The organism is Flavobacterium sp. KH_001, assembly GCF_057840745.1.
The window spans coordinates 1610412-1631646 of record NZ_CM174520.1 but is presented as its reverse complement, the minus strand read 5'-3'; the positions used below and the strand labels follow the sequence as shown (position 1 = coordinate 1631646).

Here is a 21235-nt window from a genome sequence, read left to right as displayed (position 1 = left end):
ACGGATTCAAAGATCATGAAAACAATATATAAAAATAAATACATCCTTATTCTATTACTGAGTCTTTTTTTGAGCAGCTGCACAGAGACTTACGTATTGCAATCAGACACTTATGAAGAAGCTCTGGTTGTTGAGGCAACTATAACTAACGAATTAAAAAAGCAAGAAGTTAAACTGTCTAAAACTGCCAGGCTTGAAGATGACGGAATTCTAGATGAAACAGGGGCTACAGTAACGGTTAAAGACGACCTAGGAACTGTATTTACTTTTAAAGAAGAAAACGGGATCTATGTATCAGAAGCCGATTTTCAAGCTGTGCCAAACAGAATTTATACTTTAGAAATAAAAACCAAAGACGGTAAAGTTTATCAATCTTCAAACGAAACCCTTACTACTGAAAATCAAATTGAAAGCGTTATTCCTACAGTTGTTACAGACAGCAAAGAAGGAAGAGGGGTTCAAATTAGAGTAAACAACTATGATCCGAGCAATACTTCAAAATACTACAGATATGAGTATGAAGAGACCTACAAAATTATTGCACCTGTATACCGTCAGGAAAAATTGGTAGTTACAGGTCCTCAAACAGTTGGACTGGAACCAAATGATCCAAATACAAGAACATGTTACAGTACTAAAGCCTCAAATGATATCATTTTAACCACCACAACAAACTTACAAGAAGATCGCGTTAACTTTCCCGTTCGTTTCATCAGTGATCAAAATTACATCATCAGCCATCGCTACAGTATCCTGGTGAAGCAATATGTACAAACTTTAGAATCCTATACATTTCGCAAAACTATGAAAGAGATTTCTAGTTCAGCTAGTGTATTATCTCCTAAACAGCCTGGTTTTATCAACGGAAATTTAAAATGTGTTTCTAATACTGGTGAAAAAGTAATTGGCTTTTTTGAAGTTTCGTCGTTTTCAGAAAAAAGAATATTTTTTAATTATTCAGATTTATTTCCTGGAGAGACACTTCCGCCATACTATACAGATTGTACAGAGGAAGAATTTAAATTTTGTTTTGGTCTTAGTATGCCTATTCCATGTCGTGGTAATGTTTTAATTGATAGAATTAATGCTCATACTATTACATATAAATACAATATAGAATCCAGTTTTTATTACATGGTTCCTGTAGAATGCGGCGATTGCACTTCCTTTTCATCTAACCAAATACCTTCATTTTGGACAAATTAAAACACCTTATATTATTGTTTGTATTAATTAATACGCAATTAACCAGCGCACAATCGATCGTTGCTTTAGACGAAACGGTATTTATTCATGCAAATGCAACTACTTTTGTTTCAGGAGAGAGCTTATTGTACAAAATATATTGTCTGAAATCTTCAGACAAAACTCCGAGTATCATTAGCAAAATTGCTTACATTGAACTTGTTGACAGTGATAAAAATTCGGTTTTTAAAACCAAAGTAGCCTTAGAAAATTCATATGGACAAGGAGATTATTTCATACCAACAAATTTAAAAACGGGAAATTATAAACTGATTGGCTATACTGATTGGATGCTAAACAAGTCAACCGCAGATTTTTTTCAAATAGACATTACAATTATTAATCCGTTTAAGACAAGCGAAAATGAAACTGTATCAAATACGGCACCTAACAGCAGCAGCAATATAGCTACGAACGGAAACCAATCGACTTTAACAGAAAAGAGCATTACTAATGAGAATGTAAAATTCAATCTTAACAAAAAAAACTTTGGCAACCGCGAATTAGTATCGTTAAAAATTGAACCTGTCAATCCAGTTTTCAAAGACGGGAGCTACTCCTTATCTGTTAGAAAAATAGACAATTTGCCTGCTCAAAATCAAATTGCAGCCGCCAATTTTTCATCTTTCAGTAAAAACAATACAGTTGCACTTTTGAGTCCGGATTCTAATATTATTTTACCCGAAATTAGAGGTGAAATTATCTCTGGTAAAATTGCTTCAATAAATGGCAGCGATAAAGTCGAAAACATTACTGTTGCGCTATCCCTTCCCGGAAAATCATTTGCTTTTAAAGCAGTTAAAACAGACCGTAATGGAAAGTTCATTTTTAGCATAGACAAAGCCAATTACAACACTGCCATTACAGTACAAATTATTGATGATAACGCATCTCGTTATACTCTTTCGGTAGATGAATTACCTAAAATAGATTATTCTAAATTAACATTTAATGCAGATTCTCCATTATCGTATGTAATAAAAGAAAGTCTGGTAAACAGATCTATATCAAGCCAAATAGAAAATGCTTACTATCACAAAAAGACAGATAACATTGTCAAAGCACCAAGCTATGATCCATTTTATTATCCGATAGCAAAAGAGTATGTTTTAGATGATTATACAAGATTTAAAACCTTAAAAGAAACTATAACCGAAGTCGCGACAGAAATATATCATAAGCAAAAAGACGATAAAGTTTACTTACACGTAAATGATGCTAGTGTTTTTCCACAATTGCCAGAATCTGCCTTAGTACTGGTCGATGGATTATATTTGGAAAATCAGAACGAATTGATGGCCTACAACATGAAAAATGTATATAAAATCGAACTAATTGTAGGACGATATTATGTAGGTGCGAAATCATTTAACGGAGTAATTATTTTTTCTACTTTCGACAAAGATTTCAAAAGCACTCAAAAGGCAAGCTCAATTGTAAACACTTCCATTCTAAGACCTCAATTAAAAAAAATATATAATAAAATTGATTATACTAATACTGCTGACAACGAAAGAATTCCAGATTTTAGAAACCAATTGTTTTGGAATCCAGAAGTAAAACTAAACAACGAAAGCAATAATACATTCTATACTTCTGATAATTCAGGTTTATTTGAAATAGTACTTGAAGGATTTACAAAAAATGGCTTACCAGTTTCTTTAAAAGAAATAATTGAAGTAAAAGATACCTTAGTAAATTAAAAGCTTAAGAAAATCAATAAAATTCCCGTTTCAAAAATTTTGAAACGGGAATTTTTATTTTTTTTCAAATTATTGTAACCTTTTTGAAACTTCTTACGTATAACCATTTGTACACTTTAAAAATAAGGAGACAAGAAAATGAGACAACTTAAAATCACCAAGCAGGTAACCAATCGTGAAACTGCATCGTTAGATAAATATCTACAAGAAATCGGAAAAGTTGACCTAATTACCGCTGATGAAGAGGTAGAATTAGCACAAAGAATAAAGGCTGGTGATCAAAGAGCTTTAGAAAAACTTACAAAAGCCAACCTACGTTTCGTAGTATCGGTTGCTAAACAATATCAAAATCAAGGATTAACACTTCCTGATTTAATTAATGAAGGAAACTTAGGATTAATTAAAGCTGCTCAACGCTTTGATGAAACGCGTGGTTTCAAATTTATCTCTTACGCAGTTTGGTGGATTCGTCAATCGATCCTTCAGGCTTTGGCAGAACAATCTCGTATCGTTCGTTTACCATTAAACAAAATTGGTTCTATCAATAAAATCAACAAAATGTATGCGTTATTAGAGCAATCTAATGAGCGTCCGCCTTCTGCTGAAGAAATTGCAAAAGAACTTGACATGACTGTAAATGACGTAAAAGAGTCTATGAAAAACTCTGGCCGTCACTTATCAATGGATGCACCTCTTGTTGAAGGAGAAGATTCTAACCTTTACGACGTTTTACGTTCTGGTGAATCTCCAAACCCGGATAGAGAATTAATTCACGAATCATTACGTACTGAAATTGAACGTTCACTAGAAACATTAACTCCTAGAGAAGCTGATGTGGTACGTTTGTATTTTGGTCTTGGTGATCAGCATCCAATGACATTAGAGGAAATTGGAGAAACTTTCGACTTAACTCGTGAGCGTGTACGTCAGATTAAAGAAAAAGCAATCCGCAGATTAAAACATACTTCAAGAAGTAAAATTCTTAAAACTTATTTGGGATAAAACCCCACAAAATCCAATATTAGAAATTCCAAATCCCAATTATTTTATTGGAATTTGGAATTTATTGCGAAACTACCTATATTGGACCGTAAAGCAAACAACAGTTTGATTGACTGTTCGTTTTTTGATTGATGATTGAAACTCCGGCTGATTACCGGAGTTTTTTATTTTATAGATATTTTTTTTACCACAGAGACCACAAAGTTTTTTTATCTGTTGGAATGTGGAAAACACAAAGTTCACAAAGCTTTGTGAACTTATCATTTCAACAAGCTTATAAAAATCTTTGCGGCCTTTGTGTAAATCTTTGCGGCCTTTGCGGTTAAATTTCAATCTAAATAATAAAAAATTTATCTTTGCCAAAATAACACACAACTACACAAAATGAAGAATACACTTATTGCTCCTTCTGTTCTTGCAGCCGATTTTGCCAATCTACAACGTGATATCGAAATGATCAATAATAGTCAGGCTGATTGGTTTCACATTGATATTATGGACGGAGTTTTTGTGCCGAATATCTCTTTTGGAATGCCGGTTCTAGAAGCGATTTCAAGACACGCTAAAAAAACAATCGACGTACATTTAATGATCATTGATCCAGACCGCTACATTAAAACTTTTGCTGATTTAGGTGCCAATATTCTAACTGTACATTATGAAGCTTGCACGCACTTGCACAGAACACTACAGGCTATTAAGGCTGAAGGAATGAAAGCAGGAGTTGCAATCAATCCTCATACTAATATTGATTTATTAGAAGATGTAATCAACGATATTGACTTAGTACTTATTATGAGTGTGAATCCTGGTTTTGGAGGACAGTCATTCATTGAAAACACTTATACTAAAGTAGAGAAACTAAAAGCTTTGATTACTCGTAAAAACGCCTCGACTATTATTGAAATTGATGGTGGTGTAACCAGCAAAAACGCAAAACAATTAGTAGAAGCCGGAGCAGATGTTTTAGTTGCCGGAAGCTTTGTTTTTAAAGCCGAAAACCCAACACAGACCATAGCTGAATTAAAAGCTCTTACTGCTTTTTAAGTTTTTTAAGTTGGGAAAGAAATCGATTCCAGTCATTTTTTCTAAAGTTTCAATTGGAACAACAAAATCATAAAGTGACTTATCGCTATCTTCATTCGGAACCAAAAATGCAATTGCTTTATGTTCCTTTCCTGATTTAGTCAAAATAATTTTATAGAAATATTTAGGGACAGCAACTTTTTCTGTCCCTATTTTTTTATCTGAATCATTCAGAATACCTCCCGTTACTACATATATATCATCATACTTTTCAGCCCAATACCTTGTTTTCTGTTCTAATCTATTCCAGATTCCACTATTAAAATCATGTTTTTGAGGTGAGATATTTGAAGTATAAAATGTATCAGTATAGGCATCCTTATTAAACTCCATATCACCAGCCGGACAAAGATGTCCCTTGTCATAACCTGAATTTTTATAGCTCCTCCAATCAGCAGAACCTGTTGTTACTTTTGGGTCTTCGATAAAATAAGGTCTTTTAAAATCATTATTTTTAAGATATTCTTTCTTCAATTCATAAGCCACCCATTCGGCTTGTTCGAATTTCTCATTATACGAAAGTGTATAATATCTATGTTTTACAATTTGTTCAGTTGTTGACGTTGGCAAATAAGCAAAAGTATACATCGAATCTGTTCTAATCTGATTGGACACAAAATTAGATTCAGTCTCTTTTAAATCATCTTTTACATTGCTTCCTACTGTTTCTTTTTTACATGAAATCGACACCAAAATCATCAAACCTAACAAAATATAATTCCTCATTTACAAGCTATCTTTAATTCATTAAACTTACAAAAAAAACGCTCCTAAAAATAAATTTTTAGGAGCGTTTAGTAACAAATTATTTTTGTAAAATTAAGATTTAACTAATTTATCTTTTTTCATTTTAGGACTAACACTATTTTTTACTAAACCTTTCGTTTGTAAATCATCTAAAACATTTAATGCTTCTTCAACATAAACATCTTTAGCTAATGCCTGATGCCAGGCTTCTCTCTTTTCTTTTAAAGTAGCATCGTTGTTCATTTCAAGCTCCTCATAAGGTAAAGATTTAAAAACCAAATTATTTTTGTAATCTGAAATTGGTTTGTATTTTTTACCTTCATTTTCAACTTGTTCCTGAGTTGCTTTAAAGCTATTGATATTTAAACTATAAGTGTTTTCTTTATTTTTAACATCAATCCACCTCGCATTATCTTCAATTAATTTAAACTGAGCATTACCTGCAATTCTGTTTCTACTATTTGCAATTGCCTGATTAAATTTCTCATTAGATGTCCAGGTATTGTAATCAGCCGGATCAATTTTATCCCATGGCATTGCGTTGTCAATATCGCGTTCACCCATTTTTAAGTAAGCATAACGATCTGGCATTACCACATCACTATGAACACCTTCTAACTGAGTTGAACCACCATTGATTCTGTAAAACTTTTGTCCGGTAATTTTCAAAGCACCTAAATCTCCATAATTTGCATTACGAACAAATTGGTTTAAATCTAAAACGTTTTGTACTGTACCTTTTCCATAAGTTTGTTTACTTCCTATAATTACTCCACGTTTGTAATCCTGAATTGCAGCAGCCAAAATCTCTGAAGCTGAAGCGGAGAAACTGTTTACCATAATTACTAATGGTCCGTCCCACTCGATCTTTTTATCTTTATCGTATAAAACTTCTTTCTTTTTACCTGCAGATTTTACCTGAACAATAGGTCCTTCTTCAATAAATAAACCTGCAATGTCAACTACTGTAGACAAAGATCCACCTCCATCATCACGAACATCAAGTACAATACCGTTGATGTCTTCCTTTTTCAATCTTTCTACTTCAAGAGCGATATCTTTTCCAGCGTCACGGCCATCTTTATTTTCAAAATCAATATAGAATTTAGGCAAATAAATAACCCCGTATTTCAATCCGTTTCTTTCTACGATACTTGATTTAGCGTATGTTTCTTCAATTTCAACCACATCTCTGATAATTGAAATCACTTTAATACTTCCATCTACTTTTTTAACTGTCAGTTTTACTTCGGTTCCTTTGTGTCCTTTAATTTTTTTCACAACATCATCCAAACGCATCCCTACAACATCTACAGGTTCCTCGTTTCCTTGGGCTACTTTCAAAATTAAATCTCCGGCTTCAAGTTGTTTTCCTTTCCAAGCTGGTCCTCCTGAAATCAATTCATCGATTTGCGTAAAATCATTTTTCTTTGTTAACCTCGCTCCGATTCCTTCTAGTTTTCCACTGATATTAACATCAAAACGATCTTTTTCTTCTGGTGCAAAATAACTTGTATGTGGATCAAAACGTGTCATGATCGAATTTACATACACAGAAAACCAATCTTCTTTATTCAAATCTTTAATTAAACTAAAGTTATCATCTAAAGATTTTAAAGAACTCTCACGAGTTTCTTTTTCTAAAGTTTCAAAAGATTTTGCCTTGTAAGCAGGATCTGTTTTCTTTTTATCTTCCTCTATTTTTTGTTTAGTAACAAGAGATGAAAGTGTAGATAACTTGATTTGTTTTCTCCATCTTTCATTAATTTCCACAGCATTTTTAGCATACGGAAGATGCTCATAATCTGCATTAAAAGTCTCATCAACGTTATAATTGAAAGGTTGTGCCAAAATCGTTTTGTAACGTTTTTTACTCTCTTCCATTCTCTTCATCAATCTGGTATAAGTCAGATTGAAAAACGTCAGGTCTTTATTCAAAAACTGATCATCTAATTGCAGCTCATATTGCTTAAATTCATCAATATCAGACTGTAAAAAGAATCTTTTTGAAGGATCTAAAGCATCAATATAATCTTTAAAAATTCCCTTAGAGAACTCATCGTTTATTTCTGCCGGACTATAATGTCCTTTTTCAATAACGAATGCAAGTAATTCTAAAAGTGTTTTATCTCTGTTTGGGTCCGGATCTTCTGTCTTATCTGCATTTATTTTAAAAGCAAATAAGGTTAATGACAAGCATAATACGGCTATAAGTATTTTATAATTTCTTTTCATAAATTTTATAATAGCATTCATCAATTTTTTAATCTAAGTTACGGTAAAAACTATGCCACGACAGCCAAGTTCACTATAATTTTTTGTTAAAGATATAAAAATGTTTAATGCACGAAAACGTTCTTTAATTTAGTTGACAATTTTTATTTATTTGTTAGTATTCTACCAAAATCTGTTACTACATTTGCTTTAACAAGCTTTAATTTTGACAATTCACAAATGACATCCGCGCATGAAAAATGAAAAACCTTTGATATTAGTTACTAATGACGACGGGATTTTAGCACCCGGAATCAGGGCTTTGATCAGTGTTATGGAAACTATTGGCGAAGTAATCGTTGTTGCCCCCGACAAACCTCAAAGTGCAATGGGACATGCGATAACCATCAACAACACTTTATTTCTGGATAAAATTTCAAAAGAAAATGACAGTGTAACGGAGTACAGCTGCTCCGGAACACCTGTTGATTGTGTAAAACTGGCAGTAAATGAAATTCTGCATCGAAAACCTGATCTGTGCGTTTCAGGCATCAATCACGGTTCAAATTCTTCTATAAATGTAATTTATTCGGGAACAATGAGCGCTGCAGTTGAGGCAGGAATTGAAGGTATTCAGGCGATTGGTTTTTCTTTATTAGATTTTGACTGGAATGCCAATTTTGAGCCAATAAAATCATTTGTCAAAAAAATCACACTCGAAACTCTTGCCAATAAACTACCTGCCGGAGTGGTTTTAAATGTTAATTTTCCGAAATTAAAGGAAAAAGAATTTAAGGGCATAAAAATTTGTCGTCAGGCAAAAGCTTATTATGCTCAAAAATTTGACAAGCGCCAAACGCCTTACGGAAAGGACTACTATTGGCTTACAGGAAAATTCACAAACGAAGATAAAGGTGAAGACACAGATGAATGGGCTCTGGAAAATGGTTACATCTCAGTCGTTCCCGTACAATTTGATTTAACAGCACATCATACTATGCAACAACTTAATACATGGAAATTAAATGAATAAAAAAGAAATTGTTATTGGTTTTATTATCGGAATTTTCACTGCACTTCTTGGCAGTTATTTGTTTATCACATTCTTTACCACTTTTGATCTTTCATCAGGAATTGAAACTATCAAACATTACGGTTACTTAGGAAAAATAATTACTCTTGGTGCTCTTTTAGACCTGGCAGTATTTTTAATTTTATTAAAAAAAGATAAGGAATTGATGGCTCGCGGTGTGGTTTTGGCCGTGATTGTTTTGGCAATTTCGACTTTGTTTATTTAAATCTTATCTTTGCATTGCAAAATAGTTTCTGTCGTTAAAGCATAAACTACTGTCAAAAAAATTCATATGAAATATTACATCATAGCTGGCGAAGCTTCCGGAGATTTACATGGTTCTAATTTAATGAAAGCATTATATGAGGAAGATCCTCAGGCTGAAATTAGATTTTGGGGTGGCGATTTAATGCAAAAAACCGGAGGAACTTTAGTAAAACACTATCGCGAATTGGCATTCATGGGTTTTGTTGAAGTTATTTTTAATCTGAAAACTATTTTAAGCAATATCACTTTTTGCAAAAAAGATATTTTGGAATTCAAACCAGACGTTATCATTTTTATCGATTACCCTGGGTTTAATATGCGTATTGCCAAATGGGCCAAAGAACTGAATTACAAAACACATTACTATATTTCTCCTCAAATCTGGGCCTGGAAAGAAAACAGGATAAAAGCGATCAAACAAGATGTTGACAAAATGTTTGTGATTTTGCCATTTGAAAAAAGCTTCTACGAAGACAAACATCATTTTCCGGTTGATTTTGTCGGGCATCCATTAATCGACGCTATTCAGAATCAGCCTCCTTTTGACGAAGCTATTTTTAGAAAAGAAAATCAATTGGGAGACAAACCTATTATTGCACTTTTGCCAGGAAGCCGCAAACAGGAAATTACCAAAATGCTTAGTGTAATGCTTAGTGTTGTTGACGACTTTAAGGATTATGAATTTGTAATTGCCGGCGCACCAAGTCAGGAATATGAGTTTTATAAGCAATTTATTTCTAACGAAAATATCGCATTTGTTTCAAATAAAACTTATGATTTGCTACGTTCTTCTACGGCTGCGTTAGTAACATCGGGAACAGCAACATTAGAAACTGCTCTTTTTAAAGTTCCAGAAGTAGTTTGCTATAAAGGAAGCAATATCTCTTATCAAATTGCAAAACGAATTATTACGCTAAAATATATTTCTTTGGTTAATTTGATTATGGATCAGGAAGTTGTAACCGAATTAATTCAGGCTGATTGTAACACGAAACGCATCAAAGAAGAACTTCAAAAATTACTTGAACCTCAGTATCGTGAAAAACTGCTTAAAAATTATGATATTTTAGAGCAAAAATTAGGAGGAGTTGGTGCCAGTAAAAAAACGGCTAAATTAATTGTAGCCGATTTAAAGCAACCTTAAATATTTCTTGTTTTGAAAAAAGTACTCATCTTTCTTCTATTAACTGCCGTTTTTACATCTTGTAAATCAACTTCAACTGCTGTAAGCAATAAAGATACGAAAGACACGAAGCGGGAAAATAAACATATTGTCAATCACTTAATTAAGAATGCAACTGATAATATAGGAGTAAAATACAAAGCCGGCGGAACCACAAAAAGCGGCTTTGATTGTTCCGGATTAGTGTTTACTTCTTTTGAATCTGAAAATATAAAACTTCCCAGAAGTTCTTATGAGCAGTCTAAAATTGGAAAAGTAATCAATATTGATGATGCCAAAAAAGGCGATTTAATTTTCTTCAAAACCAATAAAAGCAGACAAATCAATCATGTCGGATTAATTACAGAAGTAAAATCTGATGAGATACAATTTGTACATTCTTCTACTTCAAAAGGTGTTATAATTTCGTCGACAAAAGAGCCTTATTACAAAAATTCTTTTGCTCAGATTAACAGAGTCGTCGATTAATACTAAATATCTTATTTTTCTTACGAATTTTTAATACTTTTATAACATGAAAGTATTAGATTTCCCATTGGCTAAAATAACTTTTAGCTTCGTTTTTGGCATTTTAGCAGCGTATTATTGGGTACCTCCAATTATAATTTCAGTATTATCAATTTCCTTCGGTTTATTATTTCTTTCATTCTCTTATATTTTTTCAAAAAAGAATAAAAAACTGAATACACTGTTCGGATTAAGCACTTATTACACTTCGTTTTGCATTGGCATTATCGCATTATCAATCAATAGTGATTCTCTTCAAAAGTCAAATTACATCCATTATAAAAATGCGTTTGAAAGCCCCCATTATATCAATATAACCATAAGAGAAAAATTAAAAGGCAATGATTATAATGATCAATATATTGGTCTTATTAATCACATTGATAATAAATACTACTCTGGCAGAATCATTGTAAATGTAGCAAGGGATAGCATTAAGAATTCTTTATTTGTTGGAAACAGTATTCGTGTAAAAACTATTTTGCAACACAATAGTCTGCCAAAAAATCCCAACCAATTTGACTATAGCAAATACCTCGCTAACAAACAGATTTATGCTCAAATTTATATTTCAAAATTAAATATCGAGGTTAATAAAAAAATCAAAAAAGATATCTGGTTTTATACTTCACGCTTGCATTCGAGGATTATTTACAATCTGGAAAAAGCAAAATTTAATAAAACCGAAATGAATGTTGCACTGGCTTTAATATTAGGTCAGAAACAAGAAATTTCATCAGATATAAAACAGGATTATCAATTTTCAGGAGTTACGCACGTACTATCTGTTTCTGGATTGCATGTTGGTTATATAATGTTATTTATTTTATTTATTCTAAAACCCATTCCGAATACTAAAAAGGGTTCACTGATAAAATTAGCTACCATTATTATCTCATTGGCACTTTTTGCAATTGTTTCAGGACTGTCACCACCAGTATTGCGATCTGTGGTCATGTTTTCATTTTTAGCGATAGGAAATCATCTACATAGAAACAGCAATACTTATCATACTTTATTGGTTTCCATTTTATTGATATTACTTTTCGAACCTTATTTCTTATTTGATGCAGGATTTCAATTAAGTTATATCGCCTTATTTTCTATCCTTTGGCTACAACCACTGTTAAAAAACATTTGGTCCCCAAAAAACAAAATAGTTAAATATCTCTGGGAAGCCCTTACCGTTTCATTTGCCGCTCAAATTGGTACATTTCCTATTTGCCTTTATTATTTTCATCAGTTTCCAGCACTCTTTTTTGTTACCAATATTCTAATTCTTCCCGTTTTATCCTTTATAATGATCATTGGCATTGTAGTAATGCTTATTTCTGTATTTACAAGCTGCCCTATAATTGTAATTAAAATTTTCGAAAGAAGCATTTTTCTTTTAAATGAGATTATTCATTATGTGGCTTCTTTCGAATCATTTGTCATTAAAAACATAAGTTTTAATTCCTATCATTTAATTTCTTTTTATTTGTTTTTAGTAGCAAGTATCACTTTGTTAAAAAAACCTTGTTACAACAAGCTTGTTATCACACTAGTTACTATAGCTTTGGTTCAGATTTCCTTCATACAAACCAAAAAAGAAATTGAAAGCAAAAATGAATTTATTGTTTTCCATACGAAGAAAAAAACCATAATTACTCAAAGAATTGGCAAAGACATCAACCTTTTTACAACTAATGCGTTATCAGAAAAAGAATCAAAAAACGACGCTTTACAAACCTTTTTAGTTGCAAATTTTGGAGTTTTGAAATCCATAAATAAGATTGAAAATGTCTTATTTTTTAATGGAAAGAAAATTTTGTTGATCGATAGTTCCGGTATCTATGAAAAGAAACTTAAACCGGACATTCTTGTATTGACAGCTTCTCCAAAAATAAACTTAGATCGCGTATTGGAAGATTTACATCCAAAAATAGTTATAGCAGATGGCTCCAATTCCTATTCATTTCAACAACACTGGAAAACTTCCTGCTATAAAAAAAGAATCCCTTTTCATTCTACAAATGAAAAGGGATTTTATAGATTAAACTAAAAAAAAAATATTATTCGCTTGGATGTAAAAGCGCATTCGACTCCGCTATCCATGCTTTTGCCCCACCAGGCTTATAGGCAATTTTTCCGAGAGCACTAAAAGTAGTTTTGTTTTTACGGATAGATGCCAGTGCAAAACAAACTTCAGGCAGTTCTTCAACACCAAACGCATTTTTAAGTCTTACATTTTGCTCTTTATCCCCATCAGAAGCTGATGAATCCGACAAATCAAGCTTTACTAAAATGACATTATCACGTGACCAAACAGCAAAGTCTGGTGTTTTAAATATTTCATTTTGAAGATTTTCCGGTACACCTGAGGCAGTGAATAAAATTAACATTGGTTTTCTTTGTTCATTACTAATAGCAATAGCATCAGTCATATTAGTTCTCCAAACTAAATTCTGAGCATGCATAAAAAATGAACCTAAAAAAAATAGTAGGATAAGTAATTTTTTGATCATATTATTTTGGTTTTGGTTAGATTAGCATGACGAAATTAACATAATATTTTAATTTTCCAATTTTAATTAATACAAAAAATACATTATGTGTTTTTTTAATTATAAATAAATATTAAATCGACAATTTAAAACAAAATTAAAGATGCCTTTTCTTACTAAACAAAAAAAATCCCTATACTTTGTATAGGGATTTCACATATTTTTTTTAAAAAAATTTATCTAAGACTTTTTAGGATTTACAATTCCGTTAGCAACTGCTAACCATGCTGTAGGACCACCGGCAACATAACCCGTTTGTCCAAGACCTTTAAAATTTACTTTTCCATTTATTGCTTCCGCACTTGTGAAATAAATCGTAGGAAATCCCTGGATTCCGAAAGCTTGTTGCAATTCGCTATTCTGATTTTTTATTTCCAGAGCCTGAGGCGTTCTTCTCGGGTAATCCAATTCAACTAAAACTACGTTTTCAGCTGCCCATTTTGTAAACTCAGGCGTTTTTAAAACTTCATTTTGCAAACGAATACACCATCCGCACCAGTCGCTACCCGTAAAAAACATTAACAGTGGCTTATGTACTTTATTACTTTCAGTAATAGCTTCTCTTACATCTGTATACCATTTTAACTCCTGTGCCTGTATTGAAAAAACACCAGTTAAAAACAAGGTAATCAATAATATTTTTTTCATGCTGCATTAATTTTCTACAAATTTAAACAAAATATCTATTGCTAAATGTCGCCTATTTTACTTCTTGCATTAATTTTTTGATTAATGGCATAGCAATTATTAAAACAACACCGGCAATTACTGCATAAATTGCCAATTGATAATATCCATCAGTATAAGCAATCAACTTAGACATTAAAGTAGTTCCAGTATTTGCATCTGACATTTCAGCTCCTAATTTACCTGCAGCAAACTGACCGAATGCGCTTGATAAAAACCATAATCCCATCATCATTCCAAACAATCGCTTAGGAGATAGTTTAGTAATTACAGACATTCCGATTGGCCCAATGCATAATTCTCCAAGCGTATATAAAAGGTATCCTAAAGCAAAAACATCTAGAGAACTTAATCCATCTTTATTTACAAAAAATCTGGCAGCATAAAAAATAAAGAATCCTGCAGCCAGTAAAAGAAATGACAAACCAAATTTAATAATCGTATTTGGCTCAATTTTTCGCTTAGCCATATATATCCATAGGAATCCAACTAATGGGCTAAAAATAATAACATATAATGAGTTTATACTATTATTTACCACATTTGGATCAATGTTAAAAAACAACAATTTAGTAGATAAATTATCTTTTGCAAACAAGGACAACGAACCACCTGATTGTTCTGAGATAGCCATAAACATAAAATATGCAAAAATAAAGATAAATGCCGCCAACAGCTTAAGCTGTTGCTTGCTCTCTTTAATCATTATTAATTCATATAAAAAATATACTAAAGCCAAAATCCCTATCGTATACATAAAATACTCTGTATAATCAGAATTTATAACCATTATGTAAACAAACGGAATTATAACTATAGAACCTGCATAAACTGCGATTTCGTAAAGATTTCGTTTTTTAGGTGTCTGTTTTTCTAATGGAGAATTTCCAATTGGGGCAAGATATTTTTTCGTCAAAAGAAAAGTTGCAACACCAATAATCATAACAATTGCTGCGGAAAGGAAACATAAACTCCAGGAATAGTTTTTTCCTAAATAAATAGGAATAGCACCTCCCAGCATTCCGCCAATATTGATTCCCGCGTAAAACAATCCGTAACCTGCGTCACGGCGTCCATCATTTTCGTGATACAATTCCCCAACCATTGAAGAAACATTTGGCTTAAAAAAACCAGTTCCAATAATAGAAAGTGTTATACCATAATAAAAGAAATCATGCGGATTTGCAGCAATCAGTAAATTACCCAAAATCATAACGATCCCTCCAAAAAGAAGAGACTTCTTAAAACCTAAAACTTTATCAGCAAAAATTCCCCCAATAAACGTAAAAGCATAAACAAATGCCTGCACAGCACCATATTGAAGATTTGCTTTCCCTTCAACCAAACCTAATTGATCTACCATGAAAACTGCTAAAACACCTCTCATTCCATAGAAGCAAAAACGCTCCCACATTTCAACCAAAAACAAGTACCACAATTGCTTTGGGTAATTCCCTTTAAAATTTTGTATTTGTTCTAGAGTAATTGTATTGTTTTCCATATTATCTAACACCGTGCATCATTTTCTTCAAGAATGGAGTCAATGCAAATAATATAATTGCCGCGATACCAGTAAGAACCACAAATACCATAAAGAACTCATATAAGTTATGAATTTCAAATCCGGCAAAAAAGTGGTTATGAGCACTAATTTGGTGTTGATCCAATAAAGCTAATTGCTCAGGAGTTGGTGTAATTTTATTATCTAAAACTGCTTGAAGATCGATCCCTAATTCTTTTGCTTTTGCAAATTTATCTCCAGTTGCAGGCAAGATAGAACCTAAAGTTCCACCTAAAGCATAACCCGAAGCGTTTGACAAAAAGAATACTCCATATAGTAATGAAGCGAAACGTTTTGGAGATAATTTACCTACCAATGATAAACCAATTGGAGACAAACATAACTCAGCACATGTGTTTAAGAAATACAATAAAATAAGCCATTTTACTAATAACAAACCAGAAGTTCCAATGTAAGAAACCTGAGTCGCAATCATGAAAAAACTAATCGAGATTATCACTAGCCCTGCAGCTAATTTTACCGGAGAAATAGGCTCTCTGTCTTTTGCTCTAAGTGTATCCCATAAAATACTGAATGGTACTGCCATAATCACAACAAATAGTCCATTAAAAATTTGAACCATTGATGGAGGCATTAAAAAACCAAAGAAGTTTCTGTCTGTTTGGTTATCTGCAATAAAAGTTAACGATGAACCAGCTTGCTCAAAAGCCGCCCAGAAGAAAATAATAAAGAACGAAACAATATAAATTACAATAATTCTGTCTCTTTCAATTTTAGTCAATGAAGTATCGGAAATAATTAATCCCGCCAATGACAATCCACTAGAATAAATCAAAGTATAAATCAAATTCTGGCCTACAACATAATGGAAAAAGAATCCTAACGCGATAAATGCAAGACTTGCAATTGCTAAAGATTTATTTGAAAAATTAGCTTTTTGCGCTTCTCCCTCTTCAAAATCAGATGCTTCATTTTTAGAAGGCAAACCTCCTAATGGTCTTCCTTCAGGAGAAACCACATATTTGTTTTTCAAGAAGTAAAAAAGAACTGTTCCGATAAGCATTGCCAAAGAAGCTGCCATGAATCCCCATCTAAAAGCATGGATATCTCTAATCCCTCCAGCATCCTTAACATCTCCCAACAAAGGACAAATCGACTGACCTAAGAAAGCCCCGATATTGATTCCCATATAGAAAATAGTAAAAGCACTATCTAATTTTGTTTTCTCTTGTTTAGGATATAAACTTCCCACCATACTCGAAATGTTTGGCTTGAAGAATCCGTTACCAAAAACAATAACTCCTAAGGCAGAATACATGATGATTTTAGCTAAAGGTAAATTATTTTCAAATATACTTCCGCTGGTAAACAACAACATTTGTCCTGTTGCCATTAATAATCCACCCAATAATATACAATTTCTATTTCCTAAAAAACGGTCTGCTACAAAACCACCCAACATTGGCGTTAAATAACAAAGTCCAAGAAAACCACCATAAATCAATGAAGCTTCTTCCTCCTTCATTAATAATGAGTTCACAAGAAATAAAGTCAATAAAGCTCGCATCCCATAAAAATTGAATCTCTCCCACATCTCCGTTCCAAACAATACCCAAAGTCCTTTTGGATGCGCAGTTTTTACTTGAGTTTCTCCCATATTATTCATTATTTGTTTAAGGTTAATAAAGTTATTCTATAAATTTTCTTTGATAAAGTTAGTCATTTTATTATAAAGCTGAATTCTCGTCTTACCACCGTAAATACCGTGGTTTTTATCAGGATATATCTGAGAATCAAATTGCTTATTTGCCTGAATTAATGCTTCCATCATCTGCATTGAATTTTGCACATGAACATTATCATCTGCTGATCCGTGAATCAATAAAAACTTACCTTTTAATTTATCAACATGATTTATTGGCGAATTTTGATCATAACCACTTGCATTTTCTTGTGGAGTCTGCATGTATCTTTCTGTGTAAACGCTATCATAAAAACGCCAGTTCGTTACCGGAGCAACTGCAATTGCCATTTTGAAAACATCGTTTCCTTGAAAAATACAGTTTGACGACATAAAGCCTCCATAACTCCATCCGAAGATTCCAATTCTTGAAGCATCAACATACGGATAAGCTCCAATTACTTTTGCAGCATCGATCTGATCTTCAACTTCATATTTCCCAAGTTCCTTTTGAGTTACTTTTTTGAAATCAGCACCTTTAAAACCTGTTCCTCTACCGTCTACACAAGCAACAATATAACCTTGTTGAGTAAGTGATAAAAACCAATAATCATCTGAATTATTCCAATCGTTGTTTACTTGTTGAGATCCCGGACCAGAATACTGGTACATGAAAACTGGATATTTTTTAGAAGGATCAAAATCTTTTGGCTTTAAAATCCATGCATTAAGCTCGTTCCCTTTAGCTGTTTTTAAAACAAAGAATTCTTTTGCTGGAAGATTATAAGCTTTCAATTTATCGGCAAGAGCCTGATTGTTTTCGATTACCTGAATTTCTTTTCCAGTTTTTGCCTCGTTTAAAGTATAAGTTGTAGGCTGTAAATTACTTGAGAAAGTATTAATAAAAAATTGGAAATTAGGACTAAAAGTCGCTGCACTTGTTCCAACTTTTGAAGTTAAACGTAATTTATTTTTTCCGTCTAAACCAATACGATAAATATCTCTGTTTATTGAACCATTCTCCGTAGATTGATAGAAAATAGTTTTATTTTTTTCGTCGAAACCATAGTATGAAACAACTTCCCAGTTTCCTTTTGTAACCTGATTTTTAAGTTTTCCGGTTTTATCGTAAACATAAATATGATTAAAACCGTCTTTTTCACTTGTCCAGATAAAACTATTGTCTTTTAAGAATGTCAAATTATCTGTAACATCAACATAAGCTTTGTCTTTTTCATTTAAAACAACTTTTGCAGCGGCCGTTGTTCCATCTACAAATAATAAATCAAGATTATCCTGATGGCGATTTAAAACCTGCGCTGATAATACATTATTATCATTTGTCCATTGCAGCCTTGCAATATAGAAATCATTATAATTTCCTAAATCAACTTTTTTAGTTGCATTTGCAGCCGCATCATATATATGTAATGAAACTACTGAATTTTTTTCTCCTGCTTTTGGATATTTAAACGTTTCAACTGTTGGATACAAATCTTTATGAAAAATTGACATAGAAAATTCAGGAACCGCACTTTCGTCAAAACGAATATAGGCTAATTTTTTACTGTCTTTACTCCAGTCAAAAGCACGTACAAATGCAAACTCTTCTTCATAAACCCAATCCGTAATACCGTTAATTACGGCATTTTTCTTCCCATCAGCTGTAACTGTTGTTACTTTTTTAGAAGCTACATCATAGACATAAAGATTATTTTCCCTGGCATAAGCGATTTTAGTTCCATCAGGCGAGAAAGTTGGCTCCTGAATCTGAAAATCAAAAAGCTTAACTAGTGACTTTGAAGCGATATCGTATAAAAAGTAATCTGCTGTAAAAGAGTGGCGAAAGATATGTTTAGAATGACAAGCAATTAAAATCTTTTTTTCCGAAGCATCAAAAGTATAGCTATCAATTCCGTCTGAAAGTTCTTTGTGATTTTTAGTATCGATTAAATTTGATACTTTTTTTAGAGTTGCAAAATCATACAAATCGATCTGCATGCTTCTGCTGGCCTGATCAACATTTAAAACCGTATATTGATCTGTATTTTTTAAGGATTGTAATTCATCCATTCCTTTTGCCCGGAATGTCCCGCCATAAATGTTTTCGACAGTAATTTTTTGTTGTCCAAAGACAGTAGCAACCAAAAATAAAAGTACTACCGTTATTTTACTTGTATTCATTATAATTATTTTAAATATAAAAAGAGCCCAATTTTAGTAAAAAAAATAAACATAATACACATTTTAAGTGTTAAATGTTAAAAAAAATAACGATTGCGTACTTTTCAAACTTTAAATAGATTGCAAACAAAACCCTTAAATTGGTATCTTTGTCAGCACATTATTATTTAATATACTGAGAATGAACTACGCTGTTGCCGGATTTTCGAAATTATCCAAAAAAGAAAAAATAAACTGGATCGCAAATGAGTATTTTTCAACTCCTGAAGAAGCCCTAAATATTATAAGAAATTACTGGAATTCAGACGACAAGCTACAACAATTGCACGATGAATTCATCGAAAACACGATCACAAACTTCTATATTCCACTTGGAGTTGCTCCTAATTTTTTAATCAACGGAAAATACAAAACGATTCCAATGGCAATTGAAGAAAGCTCAGTTGTTGCAGCAGCTTCAAAATCAGCAAAATATTGGTCTACTCGTGGCGGATTTAAGACAACTATAATTAATACTGAAAAGATTGGCCAGGTACATTTTACATTCAATGGAGAAGCTGAAAAACTACAATCTTTCTTTGATCAAATAAAGCCAAAATTCTTTTCTGACACACAAAGCATTACCAAAAACATGCAACAACGTGGAGGTGGAATTTTAGACATCAAACTTAAAGACAAAAGAAGTCTACTTGAAAATTACTACCAGCTACATGCCACTTTCGAAACAAAAGATAGTATGGGTGCTAACTTCATTAACTCTTGTCTGGAACAATTTGCTACAACTTTAAAAGAAGAGTTTCAGCAATCTGATCTCTTTTCAGATGACGAAAATATTAAAGTAATTATGAGCATTCTATCCAATTATGTTCCGAATTGCCTTGTAAGAGCAGAAGTTTCATGCGCAGTTGAAGACCTAACTGAAAAACACATTACCAATCCACAGGATTTTGCAGAACGTTTTGTTCAGGCCGTTCAAATTGCCGAAGTTGAGCCTTTTAGAGCTGTAACCCACAATAAAGGCATCATGAACGGGGTTGATGCTGTAATTCTCGCTACAGGAAATGACTTTAGAGCAGTTGAAGCAGGAGTTCACGCTTATGCTTCTCGAAATGGTCAGTACTCAAGTTTATCGCATGCTAAAATCGAAAACGGAATATTTACTTTCTGGTTAGAGATCCCACTAGCCTTAGGAACTGTTGGCGGACTTACTTCTTTACATCCGTTGGTGAAATTATGCTTGGAAATGCTTGAAAAACCTTCTGCACAAGAATTAATGGAAATTGTTGCCGTTGCAGGCCTGGCGCAAAATTTTGCTGCATTACGTTCGTTAACTACGACAGGAATTCAGGAAGGGCATATGAAAATGCACTTAAATAATATCATTAATCAATTTGAAGCCAACGAAGAAGAACGCTATTTAATAAAGTCACATTTTAAGAAAAATGCAGTTTCTCATAGCGCTGTTGCTGAATTTATTAAAAACTTAAGAAAATAAAACAAATAAAAAATTCCAAATGTTTTAGTTTGCGAATAAAAATTCCAAATCCCAAAAATAATTGGAATTTGGAATTTAAATATTGGAATTTATT

At 32.5% G+C, this 21235-nt stretch carries 17 protein-coding genes; 10 read left to right on the top strand and 7 right to left on the bottom strand.

What is annotated here, in order from left to right:
- Positions 1 to 15: 15 nt before the first annotated feature.
- The 4 genes from AC3ITQ_RS07190 to rpe all read left to right on the top strand — a co-directional run bounded on the left by AC3ITQ_RS07190 (position 16) and on the right by rpe (position 4997).
- Positions 16 to 1206 (top strand): DUF4249 domain-containing protein, encoded by a 1191-nt coding sequence (locus AC3ITQ_RS07190; protein ID WP_489237651.1) that lies wholly within the window; start codon positions 16 to 18, stop codon positions 1204 to 1206.
- Positions 1194 to 2948, top strand: coding sequence for a hypothetical protein (locus AC3ITQ_RS07185; RefSeq protein WP_489237650.1), 1755 nt, complete (start codon positions 1194 to 1196; stop codon positions 2946 to 2948). Before AC3ITQ_RS07190 ends, AC3ITQ_RS07185 begins: the two co-directional genes overlap by 13 nt.
- A 138-nt stretch (positions 2949 to 3086) precedes the next feature.
- Positions 3087 to 3950 carry a sigma-70 family RNA polymerase sigma factor gene (locus tag AC3ITQ_RS07180; protein ID WP_007804760.1) on the top strand — a complete coding sequence of 288 codons (864 nt, stop codon included), beginning with the start codon at positions 3087 to 3089 and terminating at the stop codon, positions 3948 to 3950.
- A 384-nt stretch (positions 3951 to 4334) separates the two neighbouring features.
- On the top strand, positions 4335 to 4997 hold the full coding sequence (gene rpe / locus AC3ITQ_RS07175; RefSeq protein WP_489237648.1) for a ribulose-phosphate 3-epimerase: 663 nt from the start codon (positions 4335 to 4337) through the stop codon (positions 4995 to 4997).
- Here rpe and AC3ITQ_RS07170 read toward each other — a convergent pair.
- Together AC3ITQ_RS07170 and AC3ITQ_RS07165 are read right to left on the bottom strand one after the other, a co-directional pair.
- Positions 4974 to 5762, bottom strand: coding sequence for a DNA/RNA non-specific endonuclease (locus AC3ITQ_RS07170; protein WP_489237646.1), 789 nt, complete (start codon positions 5760 to 5762; stop codon positions 4974 to 4976). The two genes, rpe and AC3ITQ_RS07170, sit on opposite strands and share 24 nt — an antisense overlap.
- Before the next feature lie 93 nt (positions 5763 to 5855).
- The gene (locus AC3ITQ_RS07165) at positions 5856 to 8039 is read right to left on the bottom strand and encodes a carboxy terminal-processing peptidase (RefSeq protein ID WP_489237644.1); all 2184 of its coding nucleotides are present in this window, start codon (positions 8037 to 8039) and stop codon (positions 5856 to 5858) included.
- Between the two features lie 211 nt (positions 8040 to 8250).
- On the opposite strand from AC3ITQ_RS07165, the gene surE reads away from it, so the two are divergent.
- From surE to AC3ITQ_RS07140, 5 genes are all read left to right on the top strand, one after another.
- Positions 8251 to 9030, top strand: coding sequence for a 5'/3'-nucleotidase SurE (gene surE, locus AC3ITQ_RS07160; protein ID WP_489237642.1), 780 nt, complete (start codon positions 8251 to 8253; stop codon positions 9028 to 9030).
- Positions 9023 to 9295 (top strand): hypothetical protein, encoded by a 273-nt coding sequence (locus tag AC3ITQ_RS07155; RefSeq protein WP_489237640.1) that lies wholly within the window; start codon positions 9023 to 9025, stop codon positions 9293 to 9295. The genes surE and AC3ITQ_RS07155 overlap by 8 nt, the downstream gene beginning before the upstream one ends.
- 66 nt (positions 9296 to 9361) lie before the next feature.
- Positions 9362 to 10480 carry a lipid-A-disaccharide synthase gene (lpxB, locus tag AC3ITQ_RS07150; protein ID WP_489237638.1) on the top strand — a complete coding sequence of 373 codons (1119 nt, stop codon included), beginning with the start codon at positions 9362 to 9364 and terminating at the stop codon, positions 10478 to 10480.
- A 12-nt stretch (positions 10481 to 10492) separates the two neighbouring features.
- On the top strand, positions 10493 to 10987 hold the full coding sequence (locus tag AC3ITQ_RS07145; protein ID WP_489237636.1) for a C40 family peptidase: 495 nt from the start codon (positions 10493 to 10495) through the stop codon (positions 10985 to 10987).
- Between the two features lie 46 nt (positions 10988 to 11033).
- Positions 11034 to 13070, top strand: coding sequence for a ComEC/Rec2 family competence protein (locus AC3ITQ_RS07140; RefSeq protein WP_489237634.1), 2037 nt, complete (start codon positions 11034 to 11036; stop codon positions 13068 to 13070).
- A gap of 10 nt (positions 13071 to 13080) precedes the next feature.
- On the opposite strand, the gene AC3ITQ_RS07135 is transcribed toward AC3ITQ_RS07140, so the two are convergent.
- The 5 genes from AC3ITQ_RS07135 to AC3ITQ_RS07115 form a co-directional block, all read right to left on the bottom strand.
- Complete coding sequence (locus tag AC3ITQ_RS07135; RefSeq protein WP_489237632.1) at positions 13081 to 13533, bottom strand: thioredoxin family protein; 453 nt, start codon at positions 13531 to 13533, stop codon at positions 13081 to 13083.
- 219 nt (positions 13534 to 13752) lie between these two features.
- A complete protein-coding gene (locus AC3ITQ_RS07130; RefSeq protein ID WP_489237630.1) occupies positions 13753 to 14220 on the bottom strand; it encodes a thioredoxin family protein in 468 nt (155 codons plus the stop codon).
- 52 nt (positions 14221 to 14272) lie between these two features.
- Positions 14273 to 15760: a peptide MFS transporter gene (locus tag AC3ITQ_RS07125; protein ID WP_489237628.1), complete on the bottom strand. Its 1488-nt coding sequence runs from the start codon at positions 15758 to 15760 to the stop codon at positions 14273 to 14275.
- Position 15761: 1 nt separating this feature from the next.
- A complete protein-coding gene (locus AC3ITQ_RS07120) occupies positions 15762 to 17438 on the bottom strand; it encodes a peptide MFS transporter (RefSeq protein ID WP_375034516.1) in 1677 nt (558 codons plus the stop codon).
- A 36-nt stretch (positions 17439 to 17474) separates the two neighbouring features.
- Positions 17475 to 19646: a S9 family peptidase gene (locus AC3ITQ_RS07115; RefSeq protein ID WP_489237626.1), complete on the bottom strand. Its 2172-nt coding sequence runs from the start codon at positions 19644 to 19646 to the stop codon at positions 17475 to 17477.
- A gap of 181 nt (positions 19647 to 19827) precedes the next feature.
- Between AC3ITQ_RS07115 and AC3ITQ_RS07110 the strand changes: the two genes are divergently transcribed.
- Entirely contained in the window at positions 19828 to 21141 is a 1314-nt protein-coding gene (locus AC3ITQ_RS07110) for a hydroxymethylglutaryl-CoA reductase, degradative (RefSeq protein ID WP_489237624.1), read from the top strand.
- Positions 21142 to 21235 lie beyond the last annotated feature (94 nt).